Here is a 21325-nt window from a genome sequence, read left to right on the forward strand (position 1 = left end):
AGCGTTTCTTGATGTCAAGAAACGCCTTTTTTTTGCTTTTTTTCAGTGCGATTACTTATTTTCCAAACGATTGTAATCTAATAAACCAAACTCAATACCTTGATCCTTGTTTAGTTGCTGATGCAATTTGTCGGAAAACGTCCAAAAGTCTTTATTGGTACGTCTGACCGCATAACGACTTTTCAAATTAAAGTAATCATCTTTTGTTTTCATATTTTCTATAGCAACAATAAATTCAGCCACTTCTTGCTGACTAATATTGAAAAACGCTTTCGGGTAAGTCCCTATAGCGCCTCTGGCTACGGTGAGCGTGTCTTCTGCTTGCAAGCGACGCTTTTTCTCTGAAAACAAATGAGCGACATTACTATGGGCTGAGTTTCTTAACAGCGTAAATACCTGACTTTTGTTGTTATCATTTACGACAACAAAGCTAACTTCTGGTAGTAAAGAGACACTTTTACCGGTTAGATTTTCTAAGCGCTTGAATTTATAATCATTAATTGACGAAGTTAATTGATGGCTATTATTGTGTGTTGTTGCCGTATGCTCCGTGAGCCGTTGATATAACTCTGCTTGGGGGTGGTCAGTTTGGTATTCAATCCCCGAGTCTGGCAGCTCAGCAAAGTTAGCTAAAAAATTATAGTCATTAACATCTGAACTTGTCTCGCGATACCATAGGTCGTGGGTCTCTTTTCGTACTTTCTTGGGCAGTAACATCAAGAACGCTGATTCACCTTCCATGCGGAGAAAGTCCATATATAAACGGGTTTTTAATTGATGACCGACATCGCCATAAACATCAAACCCAGCAACTAATAAATAATGGATGCGCTCAAGTAGCGGATAACCAATCACCCAAGCAGATTTGGGCGGCTTGCCAACAAAACCTTTAACCACTGAGGCACTGTCAAAATGGCGGAAAATAGTCAGTGCAGCGTTAGGGTTATTCTCACCGCTCCAAACTAAATCAAGATCAATATTGCTAGCATGTAGATCAAGGCTGTCAATAAAGGTTTTTTTCGCTGATACATATTCTTTTTGTCGACTGGCATATTCACGCCAATCTAGAATCGATAATACGCTACTGCTGGTTGCGGCCGGAAATTGTAAGAGCTTGCTGTGTTCAACTAAAAATTTGTTAATGCCAAACATATCAATATTTTCTGGATTTTCAAAGGCTACCCAGAATTGGTCTTCAATAACATTGAGGGCAATTTGACCTCGGCAAACAGGACCCTTAATGAAATTCATAATTGAAAATTGTGCTTCATCAAGCAAAAAACGATAACGAGACTCAAGAGGTAAGGCTTGAAAGGTAATAAAAGGGTTTGATGCGTATTTTAGTTTGTATCCAGGGAGTTCTTCTATTGTGTAATCGGGGCTAAAAAACAGCGCTTTATAGCGAGTAAGTTTCGCTGAATCAAAACGGTAAGGCATATGACGTTTTGCTAGGACTGTGGCTTGTTTTTTCTGTAAGCGGTAATAAACACGCTCGACGTTAGGGTCTTCAAACGGGCGACGCGTGGTAATAATTTGCAGCGCTTGTGTTGGTGGTGTTTTTGAACGAACCATATTAAAAAAGCTTCGCTGGTTGGCATCAAAATATAAATTGGCTAAATATAAATGTTCGTAAAGATATCGGGCAACGAGCTGTTCTTTTTTAGAATCGCCATTTAAAAAAGTTTCCCATTGTTCAACCATAGCGAGTTCAGTAGCCGTTGGTGCAACAGCAGTCGGCATTTTTGCGCCGTCAGCTAACCATAGCGTTAATTGTTGGTACTCATCATCAGGTAAATTAGGCAAAGCGTAGGGCATGCCACCTAAAGGATTATTTTCTTGGTAATGTTTGAATTCATCTATGGTGGGACATTCCTGCTGGCGATTTAGGCTAACATCAAATGCCTTTGATAAAATCACCTCGTCAGGTAATGGATTATTGCGTTTTAGTTGCAGCATCTGATACATCAGACTGCTAGCTAAGTTGGCTTGTGGTGATTGCTGGCGTTCATTTAAAACCGGGTAAAATGCTTCACTGCGCCATTGGTCTATTGTTTTAGGATTACCTTGAATATTGGTTACCGGGATCGCTTGTAAACGCGCGCCATCATAAACCACGGTTTTATTGGCGCCTCGTTCAATACCCGCAACAGATTCCATTTTTAATTGGCAAGGCGCGTCGTAACAGCCATGACAAACAATGCAGCGATTTTCTAAAATCGGGCGTACTTGATTATGAAACAATGCGCTTTGTTGCGGCGTTATATCTGCAACATTGCTGCGCTTAATTGGGTTTGAAAAGCCATAACGATCATCAAGCTCAATATAAGTGATCGTTGCACAACCAGAAATAAAGATGAAAAGTAGTAATAATTTAAAAAAACGCATTAAAATCCCAAAGCATAAAACGTGCAGGCAGTCGCTGCTTAAGCCAACAATTTTAATATAAATAGCCAACAAGGTTAAGCGCTTTTTTATGAGGCTGTTTTTATGCCTAAATAATGTTGAATGAAGACAATGTTATTCATCGTCATTGCATTGATTAGCTGGGCTACTTTTTTTGCTGTTGAGACCAGTAACAATGATCAGATAATGAGTGGCTAAGGTATAACGACTCACACCGTTTAGCTATATTGCTTGTCTTTTGCTTTTAGATGATGATAATTACAACTTATTGATGGGATCTATAGTGATTACCAAGCATCAAGGCTAATGTCTTGTCTTATAAAGATAATCAAAAGTGGTGGCTTATATGTATTTTGGTCAGTGTCTGTGTGGCACAATAAACCTTAAAATTAGTGGCGCAATAAGCGATATTATTCACTGTCACTGTTCATTATGTCGAAAGAATAGCGGGTCGGCTTTTGCCACCAACGGTTTTATTAATGCCGCTGACTTTGAGATCACTTCAGGTGAAGATTTTTTAACAACCTTTGCCTTCAAGCCTGGTAGAAACAGTCACTTTTGTTCAAAATGTGGTTCGCCTGTGTTTAGTTCAAATGAGCAAGATCCAACAAGACTGAGACTTCGTTTAGGTATAATAGATTCTGATATTTCAGCAAGACCAAGCTCACATAATTTTGTTACTGCAAAAGCAAACTGGGAAGACCTGGATGCAAACCTGCCCAGATATGATGGTTTTGAACCTAACAGGCAATAAAATTAACTCATCAGTATTAACAAAATTCCGCTTGAACTGATGAGTAAATGTGTTTGCGCTAGTTCACTAATTGGCTTTCTAACCAACTCACCATATAACTGGCTAACTGTGTATCGCTAGCAAGTAAGGGATAACCGTGAGCCGAGCCTTTGTATGCTATAAATTTACTGCTAATATTTGTTGATGACCTAAATATTTTTTGTGCACTCTCAAAAGTACCGGTATCTTTTTCTGAGGCTATGATCAGGGTTGGCTTATCCACTAAAGCTTTTTGATAGCGAGCAATGTTTTCTGCAGATTGTCCGGAAGAGAAAAAACCAATAACACTGACCGGATTATTCTCCGCTAAAGTAATTGCTTGAGAGCCGCCACAACTTGCGCCGATAACACCAATAATACCTTTATCTGACATTTTACTTTTTAAATAGTTATAGGCTAGCTGAACATCGTTAGGCCAATATGCAATCAATGCTTGCCAAGCGACACTTCGTTCTTCTTTGGTTAATGCTTCAAATGTTTCTGGCGTGAATTCACCGCTGGCGCTGTCACCATAGCCTCTGAAGTCTAAACTCAAAGCATGAATGCCTTTGTCTGCTAATTGTTGTCCGATGTCGTTATACATAGTTCTGTTGTAATTACATTGATGTAATAACAAAACCCCACGATCACTTGTTTGATTACTTTGGTAGTAACTGGCTTTTAAGGCGTAGCCTTGTTCGGTTGTTAATGTCAGTTCATTGGCGTGACTGGCTGTGTTCAGTATTAACAGCACTGCCGATATTATTTTTATCAATGCGTTCATAAATTTCCTTGTTGATTCGATTAAGCAGGGTAAATGAGCGAGAGCCTGAGCTTATTAAAACAATAAAGTGCTGAATTGTCACAAAACAAGCCTTAAAAAATGTAAGGCTTTATGTTTTTATTAGCTAAATACTTAGTTCTTGTTATGCCAGTTAAGTAGATCTTGCTGAGTGTCTATATCTTTTTCAGCGTGAGCAATACTGACAGTTTGTAGCTTGTCCTTATTGTTATACAAAATAGGTTTAGCGCCTTTATCGCCTTTCAACTGAGCTAATTCAGTAAAATATGCGCGAGGAAAAATAGCGGGGGGCATTAACTCTTCTCCTGCTTTTGCAGACACTAATTTATTTGGTAACGCCACCGATTGTTCAATCAACGAGATATAGTCGTTGGCATTCAAGGCAACTTGGTCAGTCAAAGCAATCATTATATGGCTGATATTGTCATTATCATCGAGTAAATGCTGCACCGACTGCGCAATAGTATGACCTAAGCCTAAAGCCGCACTTTCGCAATAATCTAAGCGGTCGGGATCGGCTAATAATTCGCTTATTTGTTGATGATAACGTCCGGTGGCGACACGAATGTTTTTGTTACTGATATTAAGAGTCTTTAGTGCCAAAGACAGTTGCTGTAAAGCATGTTCGAGTAAAGTAACCGATGATTCTTGTTGTTGTACTTTTGCGAGCACCTTAATGCCGTTAAAGCGTTCACTTTTACCTGCCGCCAGCAGAATAATTTTCAAGTGATAATCAGAGGTTCTCATCAAGTTATTGTTCACCAGCTGGTATTAAAGTACATGGCTAATTGACTGAGCACTTTTGTTAAATAGGCTGGCATGGCACTCGGCAAGTATTGACAAGGCGATACTTTCTGGCAAGGTGCCACCTATTTCAAGACCCGCAGGGCCGGCGAAGGTAAACGATAAAGACTGCTCGACAACTTCAGCCTGAGTAATAACTTGCTGTTTTCTATTGTTTGGCCCCAGCAAAGCTAAATATTGAATGTTGGTGTTAGCCAAAGCTTTTAGAGCCTGTGCATCAATCGAGACATTATGGCTCATCAATATGGCGGCGTTAACATCTTTTTCTGCAGCAAAGGTGGTCAGTACTTCGGCTTCGCCTTTTATAATATGGTTAACATTTGAAAAGTATTCTTTTCGAGCATTGGCGGGACGTGGATCCCACAATGATACTTTCCAACCCAACTGTTCAGCCATATTAACCAGCGGACGTGCGTCAATACCCCCGCCAACAACAAGCAGATGAGGCTCGGGGACAATCGGCGTTGCTAGCCAGTTAGTTTCGCCATCGTTATTTAACGGGGAAGGAATTAATGTCGCCGTTGCTGCTATATTCGTTACTTTTGCCGCTTCGAAATAAGCTTGTGCGTCATTGCCTTGCTCGACAATGCTTTGATAAAGGTAGCCAGAAATACGATGTTTAAGTGCGTTGTAGACGTGCGCCAAGGATAAATAGTCATTAGCCGTACTCACTTGCTGCAGCATAATATAAATCGTGCCGCCACAACCAATACCCAGATGAAAAGATAAATCATCTTCGTCTGAGCCGTCATAGCAAACCAACATTGACTTGTTTGTTTGCATAACTTTTCGAGCATTAACGCCAATATCTGACTCTAAACAGCCGCCACTTAACATGCCTAATTGATCACCTTGGCTACTAAATAACATCATAGCTCCGGGTTTTCGGTAACACGGGCCTTCGGTCTTGTAGATAGTAGCAAGTACCCAATCAGCGTTATCTCGATGCGGGTACCATTGTGCTAATAAATGCGATAAATGATTGCTCATAGGAAATATTCTCCAGTGAGCAATGCCTGTTGTTGCTTTAAATGGCTACAACAATATAAAAACATTCGTACTAAAACTTTCATTTAATCCTTACACTGACATAGGTTTAAAAGGTAAATCTCTATAACGCTTACCTGATGCGGCAAAAACAGCGTTACTTAATGCCGGTGCAAAAGGAGCAACACCGGGTTCGCCTAATCCTGTCGGGCTTTCATCTGAGTCAGGAATATGTACCCTAACATTTGGCATATCGGTAATGCGCATAACGGGGTAATCATGAAAATTTGAATTAACCACCGCGCCTTCTCGAAAGGTTATCTCGGTGCTTAATGCTAACGACATCCCCATAACAACCGCGCCTTCCATTTGCGCTGTTGCGCCATCAAGATTAAGTACTTGGCCACAATCTATCGCACAGTCTACATTTAAGACTTTAATATCATCACCGTTGACTTCAACATGTACTGCCATGGCAACAAAACTTTGAAAACTATAGTGTACCGCTAGCCCAATAGCTTGGCCTTTGGGTAGTGATTTACGGTTCCCCCAGCCTGATTTATCAGCAGCAATGGCGAGAATATCTTTAGCTCGTTTAACGTTTGCTTGCTGTTCTTTATTTTTATTGTTATCAAAAAGTTGATTAACAAAAGACAAAGGGTCTTTACCTGCTTTGTACGCTAATTCGTCGGCAAAGGTACTAAAAGCAAAACCATAGAAAATAGCATAAACGGCCCGGTACCAACCAATACGGGTATGAGCTTTGGCATCGCCTGATTCAACACGACAATTCTCAATACCAAATAAATGATTAGTAATATCTTCTAAACTATTCGCTGGTGTTCTCACTAACGAAGGGTCAAATAAGGTTGATATTGACGGAAAAGCGGCGCGATGTAACCAACCGGTCACGTTTCCTTGCTCGTCCATAGATGCTTCAATATGTTGGGCGTTTATCGAGTGATAATAACCGGTACGCATATCTTCTTCGCGGGTCCACGTTAGCTGAATTGGCACGCCAGTCTTTTCAGAAAGAACGGCGGCTTCATGAACGTAGTCACATTTAAATTTACGGCCAAAAGCACCACCGGCCATTGCTACATGCACGACAATATCTTTTGGCTCGCGCTTTAAATACTGCCCTAATACTTTTTGGATATCGGCAGGGCTTTGTGTTGACGCCCAGACTTCACAGGAGTCTTTTTGTACCCATACGACACTCGCATTAGGCTCCATCGGGGCATGCGAAAGATGACCTCCGGTATAAGTGGCTGACATTTTATGCTTTGCCGCGCCAAACGCTTGTTCAATATCACCACGTTCAGCGGCTAACGTTGCTGGTTTTTCAACATTTTTAACCAGTTGCTGTTTATATTCTTTGGTATCGTAAATGGCATTCTCGCCCAAATCCCAAGCTATTATTAATTTTTTCACCGCTTGTTGTGCCGTCCAGCTATTGTCAGCTACAACTGCTACGCCGCCAATAGAGCCAAACGGGATGTTAAAACGTGGAATTTCGATAACGTCAATCACACCTTTCATTTTTAAAGCCTCGGTTTTATCAAGGCTTTTTAAGGCACCGCCTAAAACAGGGCAATGGATCATGGCTGCATACTTTAAGCCGGGTAATTTAGTATCGACACCATAAATACGTTTACCGACCACTACTGCCGCTTGATCATGACGAGGTAATTCTTTACCTATGTAATTAAAGTCACTTTTCTTCTTAAGCACGGGTTTTTCAGGTACCGGCATATTGGCGGCAATACTTGCTAATTCACCATAAGCGAGTTTTTGTTGATTGGTTTTATTAATAACAAAATGTGCTTGGGCAAAACAGTTTTCAGCAGAGGTTTTCCACACTTTTGCCGCTGCGGCAATTAACATCGCTTTTGCTGTCGCCCCAGCTTCACGCATCGGCTGGTACATGACGCGGATACTCGCTGAGCCACCTGTTGCTTGCGGACCATATTTTTCGTCAGCGTCACCTTGTTTTACCGTAACACGCTGCCAATCAGCTTCCATTTCATCAGCGACAGCAGAAGGCAGGGCAGTACTAATACCTTGGCCCATTTCGCAGCGGCCACAATAGATAATAGTATCGCCATTTTCAGCCAGGTGAATAAAAGCATTAAGTTCATCACCACTGTCTTTGATAATGCCCTTTTCTGCTAAGGCATTCATCGGTAAAGCAACACTTATTACTAAACCACCGGTCGCTAAACCGGCTGTTTTTAAAAAATTACGACGGCTTACGTTTGAAATGGTCATACTAAACCTCCTTACTTAACGTGTCAGCAGCTTCAACGATGGCTTTTTTAATGCGTTGGTAGGTACCACAACGACAAATATTACCTTGCATTGCGGTATCAATTTCCGCTTCAGTGGGGGCAGCATTTACCGCTAACAAGCTTGCCGCATTCATAATTTGTCCGGCCTGACAATATCCACATTGCGGGACATTATTATTTAACCACGCTTTTTGTAGCGGGTGGTCACCCTTTTCGGATAGCCCTTCAATGGTGGTGATTTTTTTATCAACCAAGGTACTTACTGGCGTAATACATGAACGTATGGCTTGGCCATCAACGTGAACAGTACAAGCACCACACAAACCACTACCACAGCCGAATTTGGTACCAGTGAATTCCAAATTGTCTCGAAGAAACCATAACAGTGGCATATCGCCATCTACCGTAATTTCATGGGCTTTTCCGTTGATTATCATCGACTGTTTCATAAGTGCTATCCTATTTTTGTGTAATGGTAGATTAGCCTGATATGGCCCATTACACAAAAGTAAAATCGGTAAACAATCAAATATCTACGGTCAAAGACAGCTTGTGCTGTTATTAGCGCTAAAAGTAAGGTTTTCACATTATTTTTAGCAATAGTTAATGTTAATTTTAAACACTCTGCTGAGTGGCTGACTAGAGGGTATTTACAATTTCTGCTTTTATAATAATTGTCATTATTGTCTATAATTTATTGAAAACCTGTCTATAGTTAGTGCAATATTGAAACAAAACAAAACAAAACTCTAAGGATTACATGTATAACAAGAAAAAACTAATGCTGTTGTTATTCATTATTTGTAACCTACTGACGTTTACGTCCTCGCAAGCGCAGACTCTTCGTAGTGACGAACCGATAAAAATTGTTTTAAACGATTGGACAAGTCAGTTGGTATTATCTCATATTGCAGCCGAATTATTTGAGGGTATGGGCTACTCTGTTATTTTCTCAAAAAAAACCACTGGTGCTCAATGGGGTGCACTGCAACGTGGTTTAGCACATGTACAAATGGAAGTGTGGCAAGGCACCATGGAGAAAATGTATACCCGCATGATAGATGAAGGTGGCATTATCGATGCTGGCTCTCATGATGCGACAACGCGTGAAGAATGGTGGTTCCCTGACTATGTGCTAGATCTCTGTCCGGGTTTACCCGATTGGCGGGCGCTAAATAGTTGTGCGCACTTATTTGAAACTAAAGAAACCTCACCGAGGGGACGCTATCTTGGAGGACCTTGGGAGAAACCCGACGGGGCGAAAATAAGAGCACTAGACCTTAACTTTAAAGTAGTTACTGCTAACAATAGTGATGAGCTTTGGGAAGTACTCGATAAAGCGATACGCAATAAGCAACCCATAGTGTTATTTAATTGGACACCTAATTGGATTGAAGCAAAATATAAAGGGCAATTTGTTGAGTTTCCTCGTTACCACTCTGACTGTGAAACAAAACCTGAATGGGGCGAAAATAAGAATTTTTTGCACGATTGCGGAAACCCTACCGATGGTTGGTTAAAAAAAGTCGCTTGGCATGATATGCCAATAAAATGGCCGTGCGCATTTGAAACACTCACTAAAATTAACTTTAGTAACGCAATGTTAGCTAAGTTGGCGTACGAAGTAGATGTAAACAAATCGACTTATCAACAAGCAGCAAGACAATGGCTGGCAGACAATCAACTGCTTTGGGAGTCTTGGATTTCACCGTCGTGCCAAATAACAAATAAAATAACAGGTTAACTCGAGTGAAAAAAAATAAAATTTCAATTAATCATTCCATTGGTTTTACTCTACTGCGTGGTGTTTTTTCTATTTATATTATTGTCGCGATTGTTGTCACTTTGACGCATATGACAATAGAATATTTCAATGTTAAACAAATGATTAAAAATGATCTCGCACTTTATCAATCCACTTACGAAAAGCCTTTATCTGATGCTCTGTGGGATCTTGACGAAGACCGCATAAATACCATCATCGATGGCGTTATTAAACTGCCTTCGATTACATCGGTGCAAATATTTGATACCAACAATAATATTATTGCTCAACGAAAAAGTGACGTTCACCTTGCCACTAACGAAATCATTGCGGTTGATTTTTTAATAGATCATTATTTTGATATTGAATATCGTCGTGAAGACGAAAACTCATTAGTGGGTGTCGGCGTATTCTATTCAGATAGAGATGTCATACTGAGTAAGTTAAGTACCGGCTTTACGCTAATCATTATTAACTCAATTATTAAAACGCTGGCGCTTTGGGGGATATTTCTTTGGTTAGTAAGACCGATGTTAATTAAACCCCTTGAAGAATTTAGCCATGCTGTAGAAAAATTAAATGTTGATGATTTAGACGACTTCAAGTTAAAAATAGACTCTGCTAAACGAAATGAATTACATGTACTTGCCGATAGTTTTAATCATATGGCTTTACGCCTTAACTGCTCTCTTCAAGAGATCAAAGCAAGTGCCTTTGCACTTAATCATGCCAATAATTACCTGGAACAATTACTGTTAAGTGCCCAAGAAATGATGCAGGTAAATGACAAAAAAGCGTTATTTAAGCAGTATGTACAGTTCTTACACAAAGGTGTCGACACCTTAGAATCTAGTCAGTTAACGATTACTTATTTGAATCGGATCACTAAAAGTGCCAATGAATTTACTCATGTAAATTATCAATTAAGCGCTGAAGTGGTAAAAGGCCATTGCTTACTTCATTTTATTAAAGGTAGTGAAGATACGACTGATCAACTACCTGTAAAATATCAACAGTTAGCAGCAAAGGCCTTTATGGTGAGAAATGAGATGTCGTCTGAGCTTGTTGTCCCCTTTATGTCAAAAAACCAGGTATTGGGTGTTATCACACTAGGCTTATTAAAAGAAACTCCACTATCTTTGGCTGATCACTCATATATAGAAACCTTGACTCAACTTTTGGTGCTAATTTTTACTCAGCTTGATAATCAACAATATTTGGAATTTCAAGTAAAAAAACGTACCTTGGAACTTGAACGTTCATATCAAGAAATTGAACAAAAAGCGTCAGAATTAGAAAGGGTAAGTAATTATAAATCACAGTTTCTAGCAAACATGAGTCACGAAATACGTACGCCAATGAACGGTATCTTTGGCTCACTGCAGATTTTACAAAACTCTGTCGACAATGAAGAATCGCATGAAATTATTTTAACCGGATTGTCATCTTGTAAAAGCTTGTTAACCATTTTGAATGATATTTTAGATTTTTCTAAAATTGAGGCAGGCAAAGTAGAGTTTGAGGCCAATTCTTTTGATTTAAAGGAACTGCTCAACAATCTTTATAATGAATTTAAACCCATAGCGGTGGAAAATTCAATCACATTAGCATTGAATTTTGATGATGATTTTCATCAATATTGGCTAGGTGATGTAACAAGAGTAAAACAGGTCTTGATTAATATTATCTCTAATGCACTTAAGTTTACTCATCAAGGTAGCGTAAATATTAATATCAGTGGCTCACAAGAAGTCGTTATTAAGGTAGTCGACACGGGCATAGGCATGTCTGAATATGCCTTGAGCAGTATTTTTGACCGTTTTGAACAAGCAGATAAGTCGACGACCAGAAAATACGGTGGCACCGGTTTAGGTGTTAATATCGCTTTGAATTTATCTAAAATGATGGGGGGTAATATAGAAGTGCAAAGCAAGCTAGATGAAGGGAGTTGTTTCGTTATTTCTTTACCTTTGACTCGAACAAATAAACAGAAGATATTGAAAGAAAAAGCACTTTTGGCGCCACCGCAATTAAACAATATCACTATTTTACTTGCTGAGGATACTGCCATTAATCGTACCATATTTAATAAGTTAATGGCGCCGACCAGTGCCAATATATTAATGGCGAAAAATGGCGCTGAATGTATCGAACTGTTTAAAACTCATCATCCTAAGGTTATCTTTATGGATATCCAAATGCCGGTAATGGATGGCGTTGAAGCCTGTAAAATTATTAGAGCAAGCTCTAATATTCCGATCGTTGCGATAACGGCAAATGTTATGAGTGAAGATGTTGAGTTATACAAAGAGATAGGCTTTGATCGTGTGCTAAGTAAACCGGTGCAGCTACAAGAGCTTTACGAGGCTTGTACTAAATACATTGTATAATGGCATATTTCGATTTTAAGCTATGCTGAGCAGGCGCGATAATACTTTGATTACCTAGTTATAAAACAATAAATTTAAAATTTTGGAAAAATTTGATTTCTGCCCGCACTTTTCGCTTGGTAAAGCTGCTTATCTGCACAGTTGATCATTTCATCAATGCTTTGATTGTCTTTGAATTGCTCAATGCCCATACTCATTCTGATATTAATATCATGGCCTTCATAATGAACAATATGGTGCTGCAGTTTTGCTTGGATTTTTTCTGCTAAAATATTGGCACTTTCGGCTTGGGTTTGCGGTAAAATAAATAAAAATTCTTCTCCGCCCCAACGAGCAATACAATCTTGCTCCCTCATACTATGAGTAAATATTTCTGCTAACTCAATTAATACTGCATCACCGGCATTATGGCCGTATTTATCATTAATTTTTTTAAAGTGGTCAATATCACATAAAATAATCGATAAAGGTTCTTTACTTCGAACGACCCGTGCTTGCTCTCGCTTTAAAATAGTAAGCGCAGCACGGCGATTAGATAATTGGGTTAAGGGATCTAAATGCGCCAAGCGTTGATATTTCTCACTTAATTTTAAGGTGTGCTGATAAGATTGATCTCTTGAGTATTCATATAGAGCAGAAAGAAAAGTCACCGTTAAAAAAGAGTATAACAAACGCAATTTAAATTCAGTGCTGTAGACCGTATGAGGAATAATTTCCGCAGGTATACTCATAATAGCGATAGAGATTATTACAAATAACATCAGTTCTATCAGGCCACGTTTTAGGCCATGCACAAATACTGAAACAGGAGCAACAATAAATACCCATAATGGACCTGTATTTTCAACACCACCTGTATACATAAGGTAAAACATTAATATATATAAAGAATATAAAATAATCGCTGAGCTTAATTTAACATTGTTAAATTTTTTATAGGTATAATAACCGATAAAATAAATAAAGCTGGCGATGAATAACGATATCGCTAAAACAAAGTTTTTGTTAAAAAGCCCGATAAGTCCCATGATAGCCGTTATCGACATGCCCACCAATGCAAATAATGAAATGACATGAGGTTGATGAAATTTTTCGTTATCAATATGATTCATTTTAGCTTTTTCTCGCAAAAAATCCTTTTGCAGCGATGGTGTTCAGGCGCTGTTTATTCATTGACTATAACAGCTTATAAAATGGTTTTAAACGTTTACAAATATCTTAATATCGGCAACTTATTCGATGTTCAATACTTTTTTTAATGGTGCTAAGTAAGGTTCAAAATGACGCCATTGTTCGGTGGCACTTTTATAAATTGGTTGACGAACTTGCTCAGAGCTTGGTGTCTTAATAGTACGTTTAGTTTTATGAAAATCAACACAAGATTGTTCAAAGTTTAAGCCACAAAAATCAAGTATTCTTCTGACCTGTTTTTCCAAATCATCAACAACATCTTCGTGATTAACCGTCAAGATAAAGCCGGGTAATACCTGCTGCCAATGCGCCATTAATTTCAAATAGGCCTGGTAGTAACGACCAATATCTTCAAGGCGGTAACTAAAATCTTGCCCTTCGGCAAATAATTGCTTAAAACCACTAAAGCAACACGCCATTGGTTGGCGTCTAGCGTCAATGATTTTCGCGTTTGGCAGTATTAATTTAATCAAACCTATATGTAAAAAGTTGTTAGGCATTTTATCAATAAAAAGGGGTGCCTGTTCACGATAGACTCGTGTTTCATCAATAAATTGTTGACCGAAACGTTTAAAATATGTCGGATTAATTTCAGCTAAATTTTTGGGGTATTGGCTTTCTTGCTGATTTTCTTGCTCCTTCTTATTACTCTCTCGCCCGCGTAACCTAGAGGCTAAGCCTAAAATGTTGTGCAATTCCATAGTGCCATCAACTTGACTGTGTGAAGCCAGTATTTGTTCAAGCAGGGTCGAACCTGCACGGGGTAAACCAACAATAAAAATAGGGTCAGGTGAGTTGAGCCCTAAATTGCGACGCAGTTCAAATAGCTCGTGAGTACAGTATTTTATTTGCTCAGCGACTTGTTGTTCTATTTTATTAATGTCAAAGCCATTGCTAGCATGCTGTAAATCATTACCTTGCTGATAAGCTTGAAAGGCTCGCTGATAGTCTTCTCTGTCTTCAAAGGCTTTACCGGTAGCAAAATGTAATTGCACTTTGTCGGCTATCGCTAAATTTTCATCTGTGCGCTGGCGTTGCATTTTGGTGATTTCTTCATCACTAAAACGGTAGGTTTTCGTATTGGCTAAACTCCAAAATGCATCCCCGTAGCTGGGGTTTAATTGGTAAGCTTTTTGGTAAGCAGCGACCGCTTTTTTAATATCGCCTTGAGCTTTAAGTGCATGGCCAAGCTGTAAATAGAAGCCAGGAATTTTATCATCTTGTGCGATGGCTTGCTCAAATAAAGTAATGGCTTGTGCTATTTTACCTAAGCCCGTTAAGGTGTTGGCTTTGGCTATCTTATAGCTAAGATTGTCTGGCTGTGTAACCAGTAATATTTCCACCTGCTGCTCTGCCGCTTTATATTTACCTAAACGGATAAGGAGGTTTAGATATTGAGAGCGAGCATGAATATGGTTAGGGGATAATTCAAGGGCGCTAGCCAGTAAAAATTCGGCATCGTCATATACTTTTAGTTCCATGCCTATTTCAGCAAGTAGGCACATACCATCGACATGACGTTTGTTATTTTGTAAAAAATGTCGACAAATTTGCTCAGCTTTTAATAATTTGCCTTCATGCATTAACTCGGTAACCGCCAGTAAAGCCGGTGGCAATTTTTTCAACCTTTCGAGATGGTTAGCTGCTTTTTGTACTTGTTCTTGTTGGCCGTATTGTCGGTAAAGTTGGATCAACTCATGCCAGCTGCCGACTAAACTTGGGTTAAGTTGCACGGCTTTTTCAAAGGATAATTTAGCTTGGGTAGCCTTGTTTAAGGCTAGATAGGTATAACCTTGTTCTTGACTTGCTCGGCTGTGCAGAGCATCAAGTTCAAGTAACGCGTTAATACTGGTTAGTGCTTGGGTAAATTCTTTGCCATAGCGCTGGGCAATAGCCATTAAATACCATAATTCAATGTGATGTTGTTGTTCGGTGACTTGTTGTTGCAGTGCTTTACTTTGTGCAATCGCTTCGTTAAATTTTGCCGTTTGGATTAAGGTTTGAATCGATTTTAAGTGTGTTTCAATCGGGGGGACAGTTGTGTTATTCAACGATTTTGCTCCAAGGCAGGTTAACAAGTGGTCTTGCTCTGATGAGATACTCTATCAATAAAAAGCCGCTTGATACAAAGTTCAAGCGGCTTTATTTAATTTTTATTTAAAAGTTAACTAACTTTAACGCTTAATAAAAATCATACGAGAATCTAAAACCTACGGTACGAGGTCTGTTAGAAACAACTTTTGGCGTATATTGTTGAGTATCTACGTATAGAATGGCACTTTTATCGGTTAAATTATCGATAAACAATTCGGCTTTCCATTCGTCGTTAGTCACACCAAAGCTTAAGTTGGCTAAAACGTAACTATCTTGGATGTAACGACCACCAGCAAAGGTTTCTCCGTTACTACTTTGATAGTTAACACCTTTATAAACATCCGCTTCTTTTTGAATGCTTAAACCTGAGCCTGTGCCATAAACTAAATTAGTCGCATCTTCGACCATATAAGCGTCCATTGCCATGCCGGCAAGTCTTTCACCGGTATAACTGATTGAACCGTTAATATAGCCGGTTAAGTCGCCAGAAATATTATAGTAATACTCTGCTTGTAGGTTACCTGAAAATTTAGCTGAATAAGGTAATCTACTACCGACACTTGGTGCAATACCATCAAGCACGTCATTAACCGATGTTAACTCAGTATCAATTACGCTAAAGGCGCCCGAGATAACCAAGTTGTCAGTAACGACCCAACTAAAGTCACCATCAATACCTTTAATTTCTGCATCACCTACGTTATCAGTAAATACTAAGAAACTAATGTTGGTCGGATCATAGCGTGAGGTTTGTAGATCAGATATTTTTGAATAATAAGCGGTCGCATTAAAGCGTAATGATTGGTCAAACAAGGTTGATTTAAAACCGACTTCAATGTTATCTAAACTATCTGTTGTTGAGTACACTGGAATGCGGAAACCTTCAAACGCGCCTTCTTGGTTTGCAGCAGAACCACCACCAACACGGTTAGTAACCGGCGGTCTAAAACCTTCTGAATATGATGCAAAGACCATGATGTCGTCTGTAACTTTCCAATCAACAGAGGCTTTAATAATCGTATCATCTACGGTTAATTTACCACTATTGTCAAGTAAGCTTGTGTCTAACTGACCGCTGGCAATAGCGTCTTTAATGGCACTTGCCTCTTCTTCACCAAAAAACTCGTTTAAGGCAGCATCACTTCCGTCACCAAAAGCGCGTAGTCGACCACTAACATCGGCGGTTGTTGTTGCCCCTTTATAAATGTCATCAATTTGATACCAACGAGCACCAAAACTTGCAGTAACTGTGTCGGTTATGTCATAAGCTAACTGACCAAATACGGCCACTTGATCTATGGTGTGGGTAACATCATTAACAAAACTTACTTCAGCAGGGAAAGGTCCGCCATTACTGTTAATACCTTCAGTACCAGCAAGTGTTCTTTGTAAATCAGGAAAAAGTTCAGTATTGGCTATTTTAAATTGACCCACTGATGATACTTCTTGAGTGTCATAAAAAACACCAGCGGTAACACGCCAGTCTTTATCAGCCGGCGTATTGAAACGTAGCTCGTGAGTCGAACGAGAAGTACTGGTTTGTTCTTTGTAAAATTTCGTTGGGTCAAGACATTCTTGCGCTTCAGGTGCACTTGCATAGTTACAAACATAATAAGCAGAAAATTGACCACCATTGGTATAACCGGTGTAATCAATGGTTGAATTAATATCTCTGTCTAAGTAACCGCCAGTATAAACGATATCTAGTTGCTCAAGGCGACCTTCTAGTGTCCACGTGGTTAAACCAAAATCATCATTGTTATTTTCTGGTACAAAACGGTTTGTTGATGTTTGACCTTCAAGATTTGGATCATAAGAAAACACACCTTCAGTATCGAGAGACTGCTGAGTGTGTTGAACTAAAAGGTTCCATTCGTCATTGATTAAGTAAGAGACACCAAAACGTGCACCAGCATAATTGGCGGTGTTAAAGTCGTCTTCCACTAAAGCATCATTTTGTGGTGCGGTAGTTGGCGTGTTTTCTGGATCGGCTAATTTAGCGAAATTAGCCGAAATTCTATCAATAACAACCGCACTGCCGTTGTAACCACCTTGGCCGGGTACGTTGCGTATATTATCTATCCAACCGCCTTGGTAGTCATTGTAAGTAGCAACACGAACAGCAAGTGAATCCGTTAAAGACATATTGAAATAAGCTTCAACAGAATTACTTAAATCACCGCCTTTTGTGGTACTTGTGCTGGTATCAAAACCGGCAGAAAATCCATCGTGGTTTGGTTTTTTTGTAATTAAACGTACTGTGCCTGATTGAGAGCTAGCACCAAAAAGTGTGCCTTGTGGCCCAGGTAAAACTTCTATACGCTCAACATCGGTGGCGTAAACATCTAAGTTACGTCCTTGCATAGAAACGGGTTGTTCGTCTAAGTAAAAAGCAACAGACGGTTGCAATGCTTGTACCGATGAAACAGATATATTGGTTTGTGCCGTAGCCGCACCACGTATATATATTTCATTTTGTCCAGGGCCCGTGCCCTGAAAAACAACATTAGGAAGAAATTCTACGTATTCGTCAAAATTTGACACCCCAAGTTTCTCTAAACTAGCACCGGTTAAGGCGGTAACAGTAACAGGAACATCTTGAATGGATTCAGTGCGTTTAGTTGCAGTAACTTCAATAACTTCTATCGTTGCTTTTTGTTGCTTTGTGACTTCCTCAGCAGAGAGAGAGCCTGATGCAGCTAGTGCTGTAAGCACAGCATAATGCAACTTAGTGAATTTCATATTAAGTATCCCTTGGTGTTTGATTATGTTTTGAGTTGATATTATTAGAGTTCTAACTATATTTATTCACGCATAGCTTAACAAAAAATAGGACTTATAGACAATTTTTACAAATCTTTATATATTAGTTGGTGTATTTGTGTTTCTAATAGGGCATTTATTCGTCTTTACATTTTCTTGTGTTGTATACAGAATTGTTTACAGCATGGCTTAAGTCGATATAATATCAATACTAATTAAAATCAGGGGAAGAATTTGCCTACAACCGTTAAGAGTCAATTAAACAAGAAGGTATTTGGCAGTGCCTCCGCTATTATTATTGCCTTGTTACTTTATACCGCAGCGCTACCTCAACAGGCGCAAAGTTTATTCACACTTATTCAAACGAACATCATTGAAAATGGCAGTTGGTTTTACGTACTAACCGTCGCATTCATCTTCTTTTTTGTTATCTTTTTAGGCGTTTCTCGTTATGGCGATATTCGTTTAGGCCCAGATCATTCAACACCCGATTACTCTTTAGTCTCTTGGCTTTCGATGCTATTTGCTGCAGGAATGGGCATTGGTTTAATGTTTTTTGGTGTTGCCGAACCCTTAATGCACTATTTGTCACCACCAACAGCAGAAACAGGTACGGTTGAAGCCGTGCAAGAAGCCATGAAAATGACATTTTTTCATTGGGGACTTCATGCCTGGGCTATTTATGCCATTGTTGCTTTAGTATTAGCGTACTTTAGTTACCGACATAATTTACCGCTAACGCTACGCTCTGCGCTATATCCTTTGATTGGCGACAAAATTTATAAATGGCCAGGACATTTAGTCGACATTTTTGCTGTGGTGAGTACGGTCTTTGGTGTCGCTACTTCGCTGGGCTTAGGTGCCTCACAAGTTAATGCGGGTTTTGGTTATTTGTTTGGTATTGAGGTCTCAGTCACCAATCAAATAATTATTATGTTTGGTATCACGTCACTTGCGGTTATATCGGTTGCCACCGGATTAGATAAGGGCATTAAAATACTCTCTGAAACCAACATGGTTTTAGCGGTAATCTTGTTATTGTTGATTTTTGTGCTCGGGCCAACGGTATTCTTATTACAGGCCTATTTACAAAATATTGGTGATTATTTAGCGGATATTATCCATAACACCTTTAATTTATTCGCATACAAAAAGACTGACTGGATCGGTGGTTGGACAATATTCTATTGGGGCTGGTGGTTGGCGTGGGCACCTTTTGTTGGTTTATTTATTGCCAGGATTTCCCGTGGCCGTACTATCAGAGAATTCATTATCGGCGTTATGTTAATACCCACAGTATTCACTTTATTTTGGATGACCATTTTCGGTAATAGTGCGATTGATTTGGTTTATAATCAAGGCATTGTCGAATTAGGCGAGATGGTCAGTAAAGACTCATCTGTCGCCTTATTTGTCTTTCTTGAAAACTTCCCATTATCCTCGGTGCTGTCGTTCTTTAGTGTCCTAATGATAGTGATATTTTTTGTCACCTCTTGTGATTCTGGCGCTATGGTCGTTGATATGCTTTGCTCGCATGGCAAAAATGATACGCCGCTTTGGCAACGTGTTTATTGGGCGGTAGGTATTGGCATTGTTGCAGCAATATTATTATTGGCAGGTGGTCTTAATGCCCTCCAAACCATGACTATTGCCAGTGCGTTACCCTTTACTATCGTATTATTGCTTGCTATTACGGGCTTGATAAAATCGTTGAGAGTTGAAGCTTTTAAACAGGATAGTCAGCTAATCGCCGCGATACCTCACTCAGGCAATGAGAACAGTGATAGTTGGCAAATGCGCTTAAAGAATGTTGTCGATTTCCCCAATAAAGTTAATGTCAGTAAATTTGTTAAGCAGACGGTAGTCCCGGCATTTGATTCTGTTGCTAAAGAGCTACAAGCTAATCAAATCAATGTTGAGATTTCACATGATGATGGGCTAACGTTAATTGTTGACCATGGTGAAGCACAAGAATTTGTTTATCGGGTGCTAGCGCGTAAGTACTCTCAACCTGATTATGTTATTGAAGCTAATGAAGCTGAAGATGAGCAAAGTTATTATCGTGCTGAAGTTCACTTGGGCGAAGGCGGGCAAGACTATGACATTATGGGCTGGTCGAAAACGGCAGTGATCAATAATATTATTGATCAATACCACAAGCATTTACATTTCTTACATTTGCTACGCTAATTGATTACAGCTCGGGTTAAACCGAGCTGTTTTTACTTATTAGGTGTGTCAGTTTTATTACTAGAGCTGGCGCTCATCGCATCAAGCGCTAATAACGGAGCCGCATCTATTTCATTTGCATCCATCATTCCGGCCAATCGCTCCATAGATGAAAGCAACTGTGACTGCTCCCATTGCGCTAAATTCGAAAATTTATTGATAAAATGCTCTTGCAAGGCTTGGGGAGCATTGAGTAAAAGTGCTTTACCATCCTCGGTTAAATATAAGCTCACTCTACGCTTGTCTTGGGTACTACGTACTCGTGAAACTAGGTCTTTATTCTCTAGCCTATCCAAAATATTGGTCACGGTAGCGGCACTTAAATTAACATTTTTTGCTACTTGGCTTGAATTTATACCAGAGGTTTTATCTATTTCCAGCATAATTAGTAGTTGTGGGGTCGTTAAACCTGAGGTCTTATTCAGTTGTTTTGAATGTAAATCTATTGCCCGGATTACTTTCCTTAAGGCAATTAATAATTCTTGATGTTTTTCCATTACAGTGTGCTTCTTACTTTAATTACTATTAGTTTAATCAAAAAAATCAGCAACACCTAGATAAATTAGTAAAACAGTTGTTATTACCTTGTTTTAAGAGGAATTTAGAGAAAATAGCTTTATATAAGGGACTTGTACCGACGGTAGTTGTAACACAGGTGGTTATAGTCGTCGGTGCTTTTCAGCTATATTTTTATTAATTATTGAAGGGAAATAGCTGTACTAAAGCAACCTAAACTTAGGGTAATTGATAGTGTCATTACGCTATTATATTCAAAATAGCATAATTTACTTATCTAAAAAATCTTCGCTGACAAGAGTATTAATTACACCTTTG

General features: G+C 39.2%; 14 protein-coding genes. 4 read left to right on the plus strand and 10 right to left on the minus strand.

Annotated elements, in window-relative coordinates; all coding sequences use genetic code 11:
- Nucleotides 1-51 precede the first annotated feature (51 nt).
- Complete coding sequence (locus ESZ26_RS15365; RefSeq protein WP_146800344.1) at nt 52-2385, minus strand: fatty acid cis/trans isomerase; 2334 nt, start codon at nt 2383-2385, stop codon at nt 52-54.
- Between the two features lie 364 nt (nt 2386-2749).
- Here ESZ26_RS15365 and ESZ26_RS15370 point away from each other — a divergent pair, with 364 nt between their 5' ends.
- Nucleotides 2750-3157, plus strand: a complete 408-nt coding sequence (locus tag ESZ26_RS15370; protein WP_146800345.1) for a GFA family protein — start codon at nt 2750-2752, stop codon at nt 3155-3157.
- Nucleotides 3158-3215: 58 nt separating this feature from the next.
- On the opposite strand, the gene ESZ26_RS15375 is transcribed toward ESZ26_RS15370, so the two are convergent.
- From ESZ26_RS15375 to ESZ26_RS15395, 5 genes are all read right to left on the minus strand, one after another.
- Nucleotides 3216-3959, minus strand: a complete 744-nt coding sequence (locus ESZ26_RS15375; RefSeq protein WP_146800346.1) for an alpha/beta hydrolase family protein — start codon at nt 3957-3959, stop codon at nt 3216-3218.
- Nucleotides 3960-4091: 132 nt separating this feature from the next.
- Nucleotides 4092-4724 (minus strand): nucleotidyltransferase family protein, encoded by a 633-nt coding sequence (locus tag ESZ26_RS15380; RefSeq protein WP_223271677.1) that lies wholly within the window; start codon nt 4722-4724, stop codon nt 4092-4094.
- 24 nt (nt 4725-4748) lie between these two features.
- Nucleotides 4749-5771: an XdhC family protein gene (locus ESZ26_RS15385; protein ID WP_146800348.1), complete on the minus strand. Its 1023-nt coding sequence runs from the start codon at nt 5769-5771 to the stop codon at nt 4749-4751.
- 90 nt (nt 5772-5861) lie between these two features.
- Nucleotides 5862-8039: a xanthine dehydrogenase family protein molybdopterin-binding subunit gene (locus ESZ26_RS15390; protein WP_146800349.1), complete on the minus strand. Its 2178-nt coding sequence runs from the start codon at nt 8037-8039 to the stop codon at nt 5862-5864.
- A 1-nt stretch (nt 8040) separates the two neighbouring features.
- Complete coding sequence (locus ESZ26_RS15395) at nt 8041-8508, minus strand: (2Fe-2S)-binding protein (protein WP_146800350.1); 468 nt, start codon at nt 8506-8508, stop codon at nt 8041-8043.
- A 311-nt stretch (nt 8509-8819) separates the two neighbouring features.
- Here ESZ26_RS15395 and ESZ26_RS15400 point away from each other — a divergent pair, with 311 nt between their 5' ends.
- Nucleotides 8820-9803 (plus strand): ABC transporter substrate-binding protein, encoded by a 984-nt coding sequence (locus tag ESZ26_RS15400; RefSeq protein ID WP_146800351.1) that lies wholly within the window; start codon nt 8820-8822, stop codon nt 9801-9803.
- A gap of 5 nt (nt 9804-9808) precedes the next feature.
- A complete protein-coding gene (locus ESZ26_RS15405) occupies nt 9809-12214 on the plus strand; it encodes an ATP-binding protein (protein WP_146800352.1) in 2406 nt (801 codons plus the stop codon).
- 74 nt (nt 12215-12288) lie between these two features.
- On the opposite strand, the gene ESZ26_RS15410 is transcribed toward ESZ26_RS15405, so the two are convergent.
- The 3 genes from ESZ26_RS15410 to ESZ26_RS15420 all read right to left on the minus strand — a co-directional run bounded on the left by ESZ26_RS15410 (nt 12289) and on the right by ESZ26_RS15420 (nt 18241).
- Entirely contained in the window at nt 12289-13326 is a 1038-nt protein-coding gene (locus ESZ26_RS15410) for a GGDEF domain-containing protein (RefSeq protein WP_223271674.1), read from the minus strand.
- A 120-nt stretch (nt 13327-13446) separates the two neighbouring features.
- Entirely contained in the window at nt 13447-15456 is a 2010-nt protein-coding gene (locus ESZ26_RS15415; RefSeq protein ID WP_146800353.1) for a tetratricopeptide repeat-containing sulfotransferase family protein, read from the minus strand.
- 130 nt (nt 15457-15586) lie between these two features.
- A complete protein-coding gene (locus tag ESZ26_RS15420; protein ID WP_146800354.1) occupies nt 15587-18241 on the minus strand; it encodes a TonB-dependent receptor in 2655 nt (884 codons plus the stop codon).
- A 255-nt stretch (nt 18242-18496) separates the two neighbouring features.
- On the opposite strand from ESZ26_RS15420, the gene ESZ26_RS15425 reads away from it, so the two are divergent.
- Nucleotides 18497-20452: a BCCT family transporter gene (locus ESZ26_RS15425; protein WP_146800355.1), complete on the plus strand. Its 1956-nt coding sequence runs from the start codon at nt 18497-18499 to the stop codon at nt 20450-20452.
- Nucleotides 20453-20484: 32 nt separating this feature from the next.
- Here ESZ26_RS15425 and ESZ26_RS15430 read toward each other — a convergent pair whose 3' ends face one another.
- Nucleotides 20485-20988 carry a MarR family winged helix-turn-helix transcriptional regulator gene (locus ESZ26_RS15430; protein ID WP_146800356.1) on the minus strand — a complete coding sequence of 168 codons (504 nt, stop codon included), beginning with the start codon at nt 20986-20988 and terminating at the stop codon, nt 20485-20487.
- Nucleotides 20989-21325 lie beyond the last annotated feature (337 nt).

The organism is Colwellia hornerae, assembly GCF_007954355.1.
GTDB classification, from domain to species: Bacteria; Pseudomonadota; Gammaproteobacteria; order Enterobacterales; family Alteromonadaceae; genus Colwellia_A; species Colwellia_A hornerae.

Coding starts and splice junctions, on each gene's coding strand:
- ESZ26_RS15365 (WP_146800344.1), bottom strand. CDS start 2,385: ATGCGTTTTTTTAAATTATTACTACTTTTCATCTTTATTTCTGGTTGT.
- ESZ26_RS15370 (WP_146800345.1), top strand. CDS start 2,750: ATGTATTTTGGTCAGTGTCTGTGTGGCACAATAAACCTTAAAATTAGT.
- ESZ26_RS15375 (WP_146800346.1), bottom strand. CDS start 3,959: ATGAACGCATTGATAAAAATAATATCGGCAGTGCTGTTAATACTGAAC.
- ESZ26_RS15380 (WP_223271677.1), bottom strand. CDS start 4,724: ATGAGAACCTCTGATTATCACTTGAAAATTATTCTGCTGGCGGCAGGT.
- ESZ26_RS15385 (WP_146800348.1), bottom strand. CDS start 5,771: ATGAGCAATCATTTATCGCATTTATTAGCACAATGGTACCCGCATCGA.
- ESZ26_RS15390 (WP_146800349.1), bottom strand. CDS start 8,039: ATGACCATTTCAAACGTAAGCCGTCGTAATTTTTTAAAAACAGCCGGT.
- ESZ26_RS15395 (WP_146800350.1), bottom strand. CDS start 8,508: ATGAAACAGTCGATGATAATCAACGGAAAAGCCCATGAAATTACGGTA.
- ESZ26_RS15400 (WP_146800351.1), top strand. CDS start 8,820: ATGTATAACAAGAAAAAACTAATGCTGTTGTTATTCATTATTTGTAAC.
- ESZ26_RS15410 (WP_223271674.1), bottom strand. CDS start 13,326: ATGAATCATATTGATAACGAAAAATTTCATCAACCTCATGTCATTTCA.
- ESZ26_RS15420 (WP_146800354.1), bottom strand. CDS start 18,241: ATGAAATTCACTAAGTTGCATTATGCTGTGCTTACAGCACTAGCTGCA.
- ESZ26_RS15430 (WP_146800356.1), bottom strand. CDS start 20,988: ATGGAAAAACATCAAGAATTATTAATTGCCTTAAGGAAAGTAATCCGG.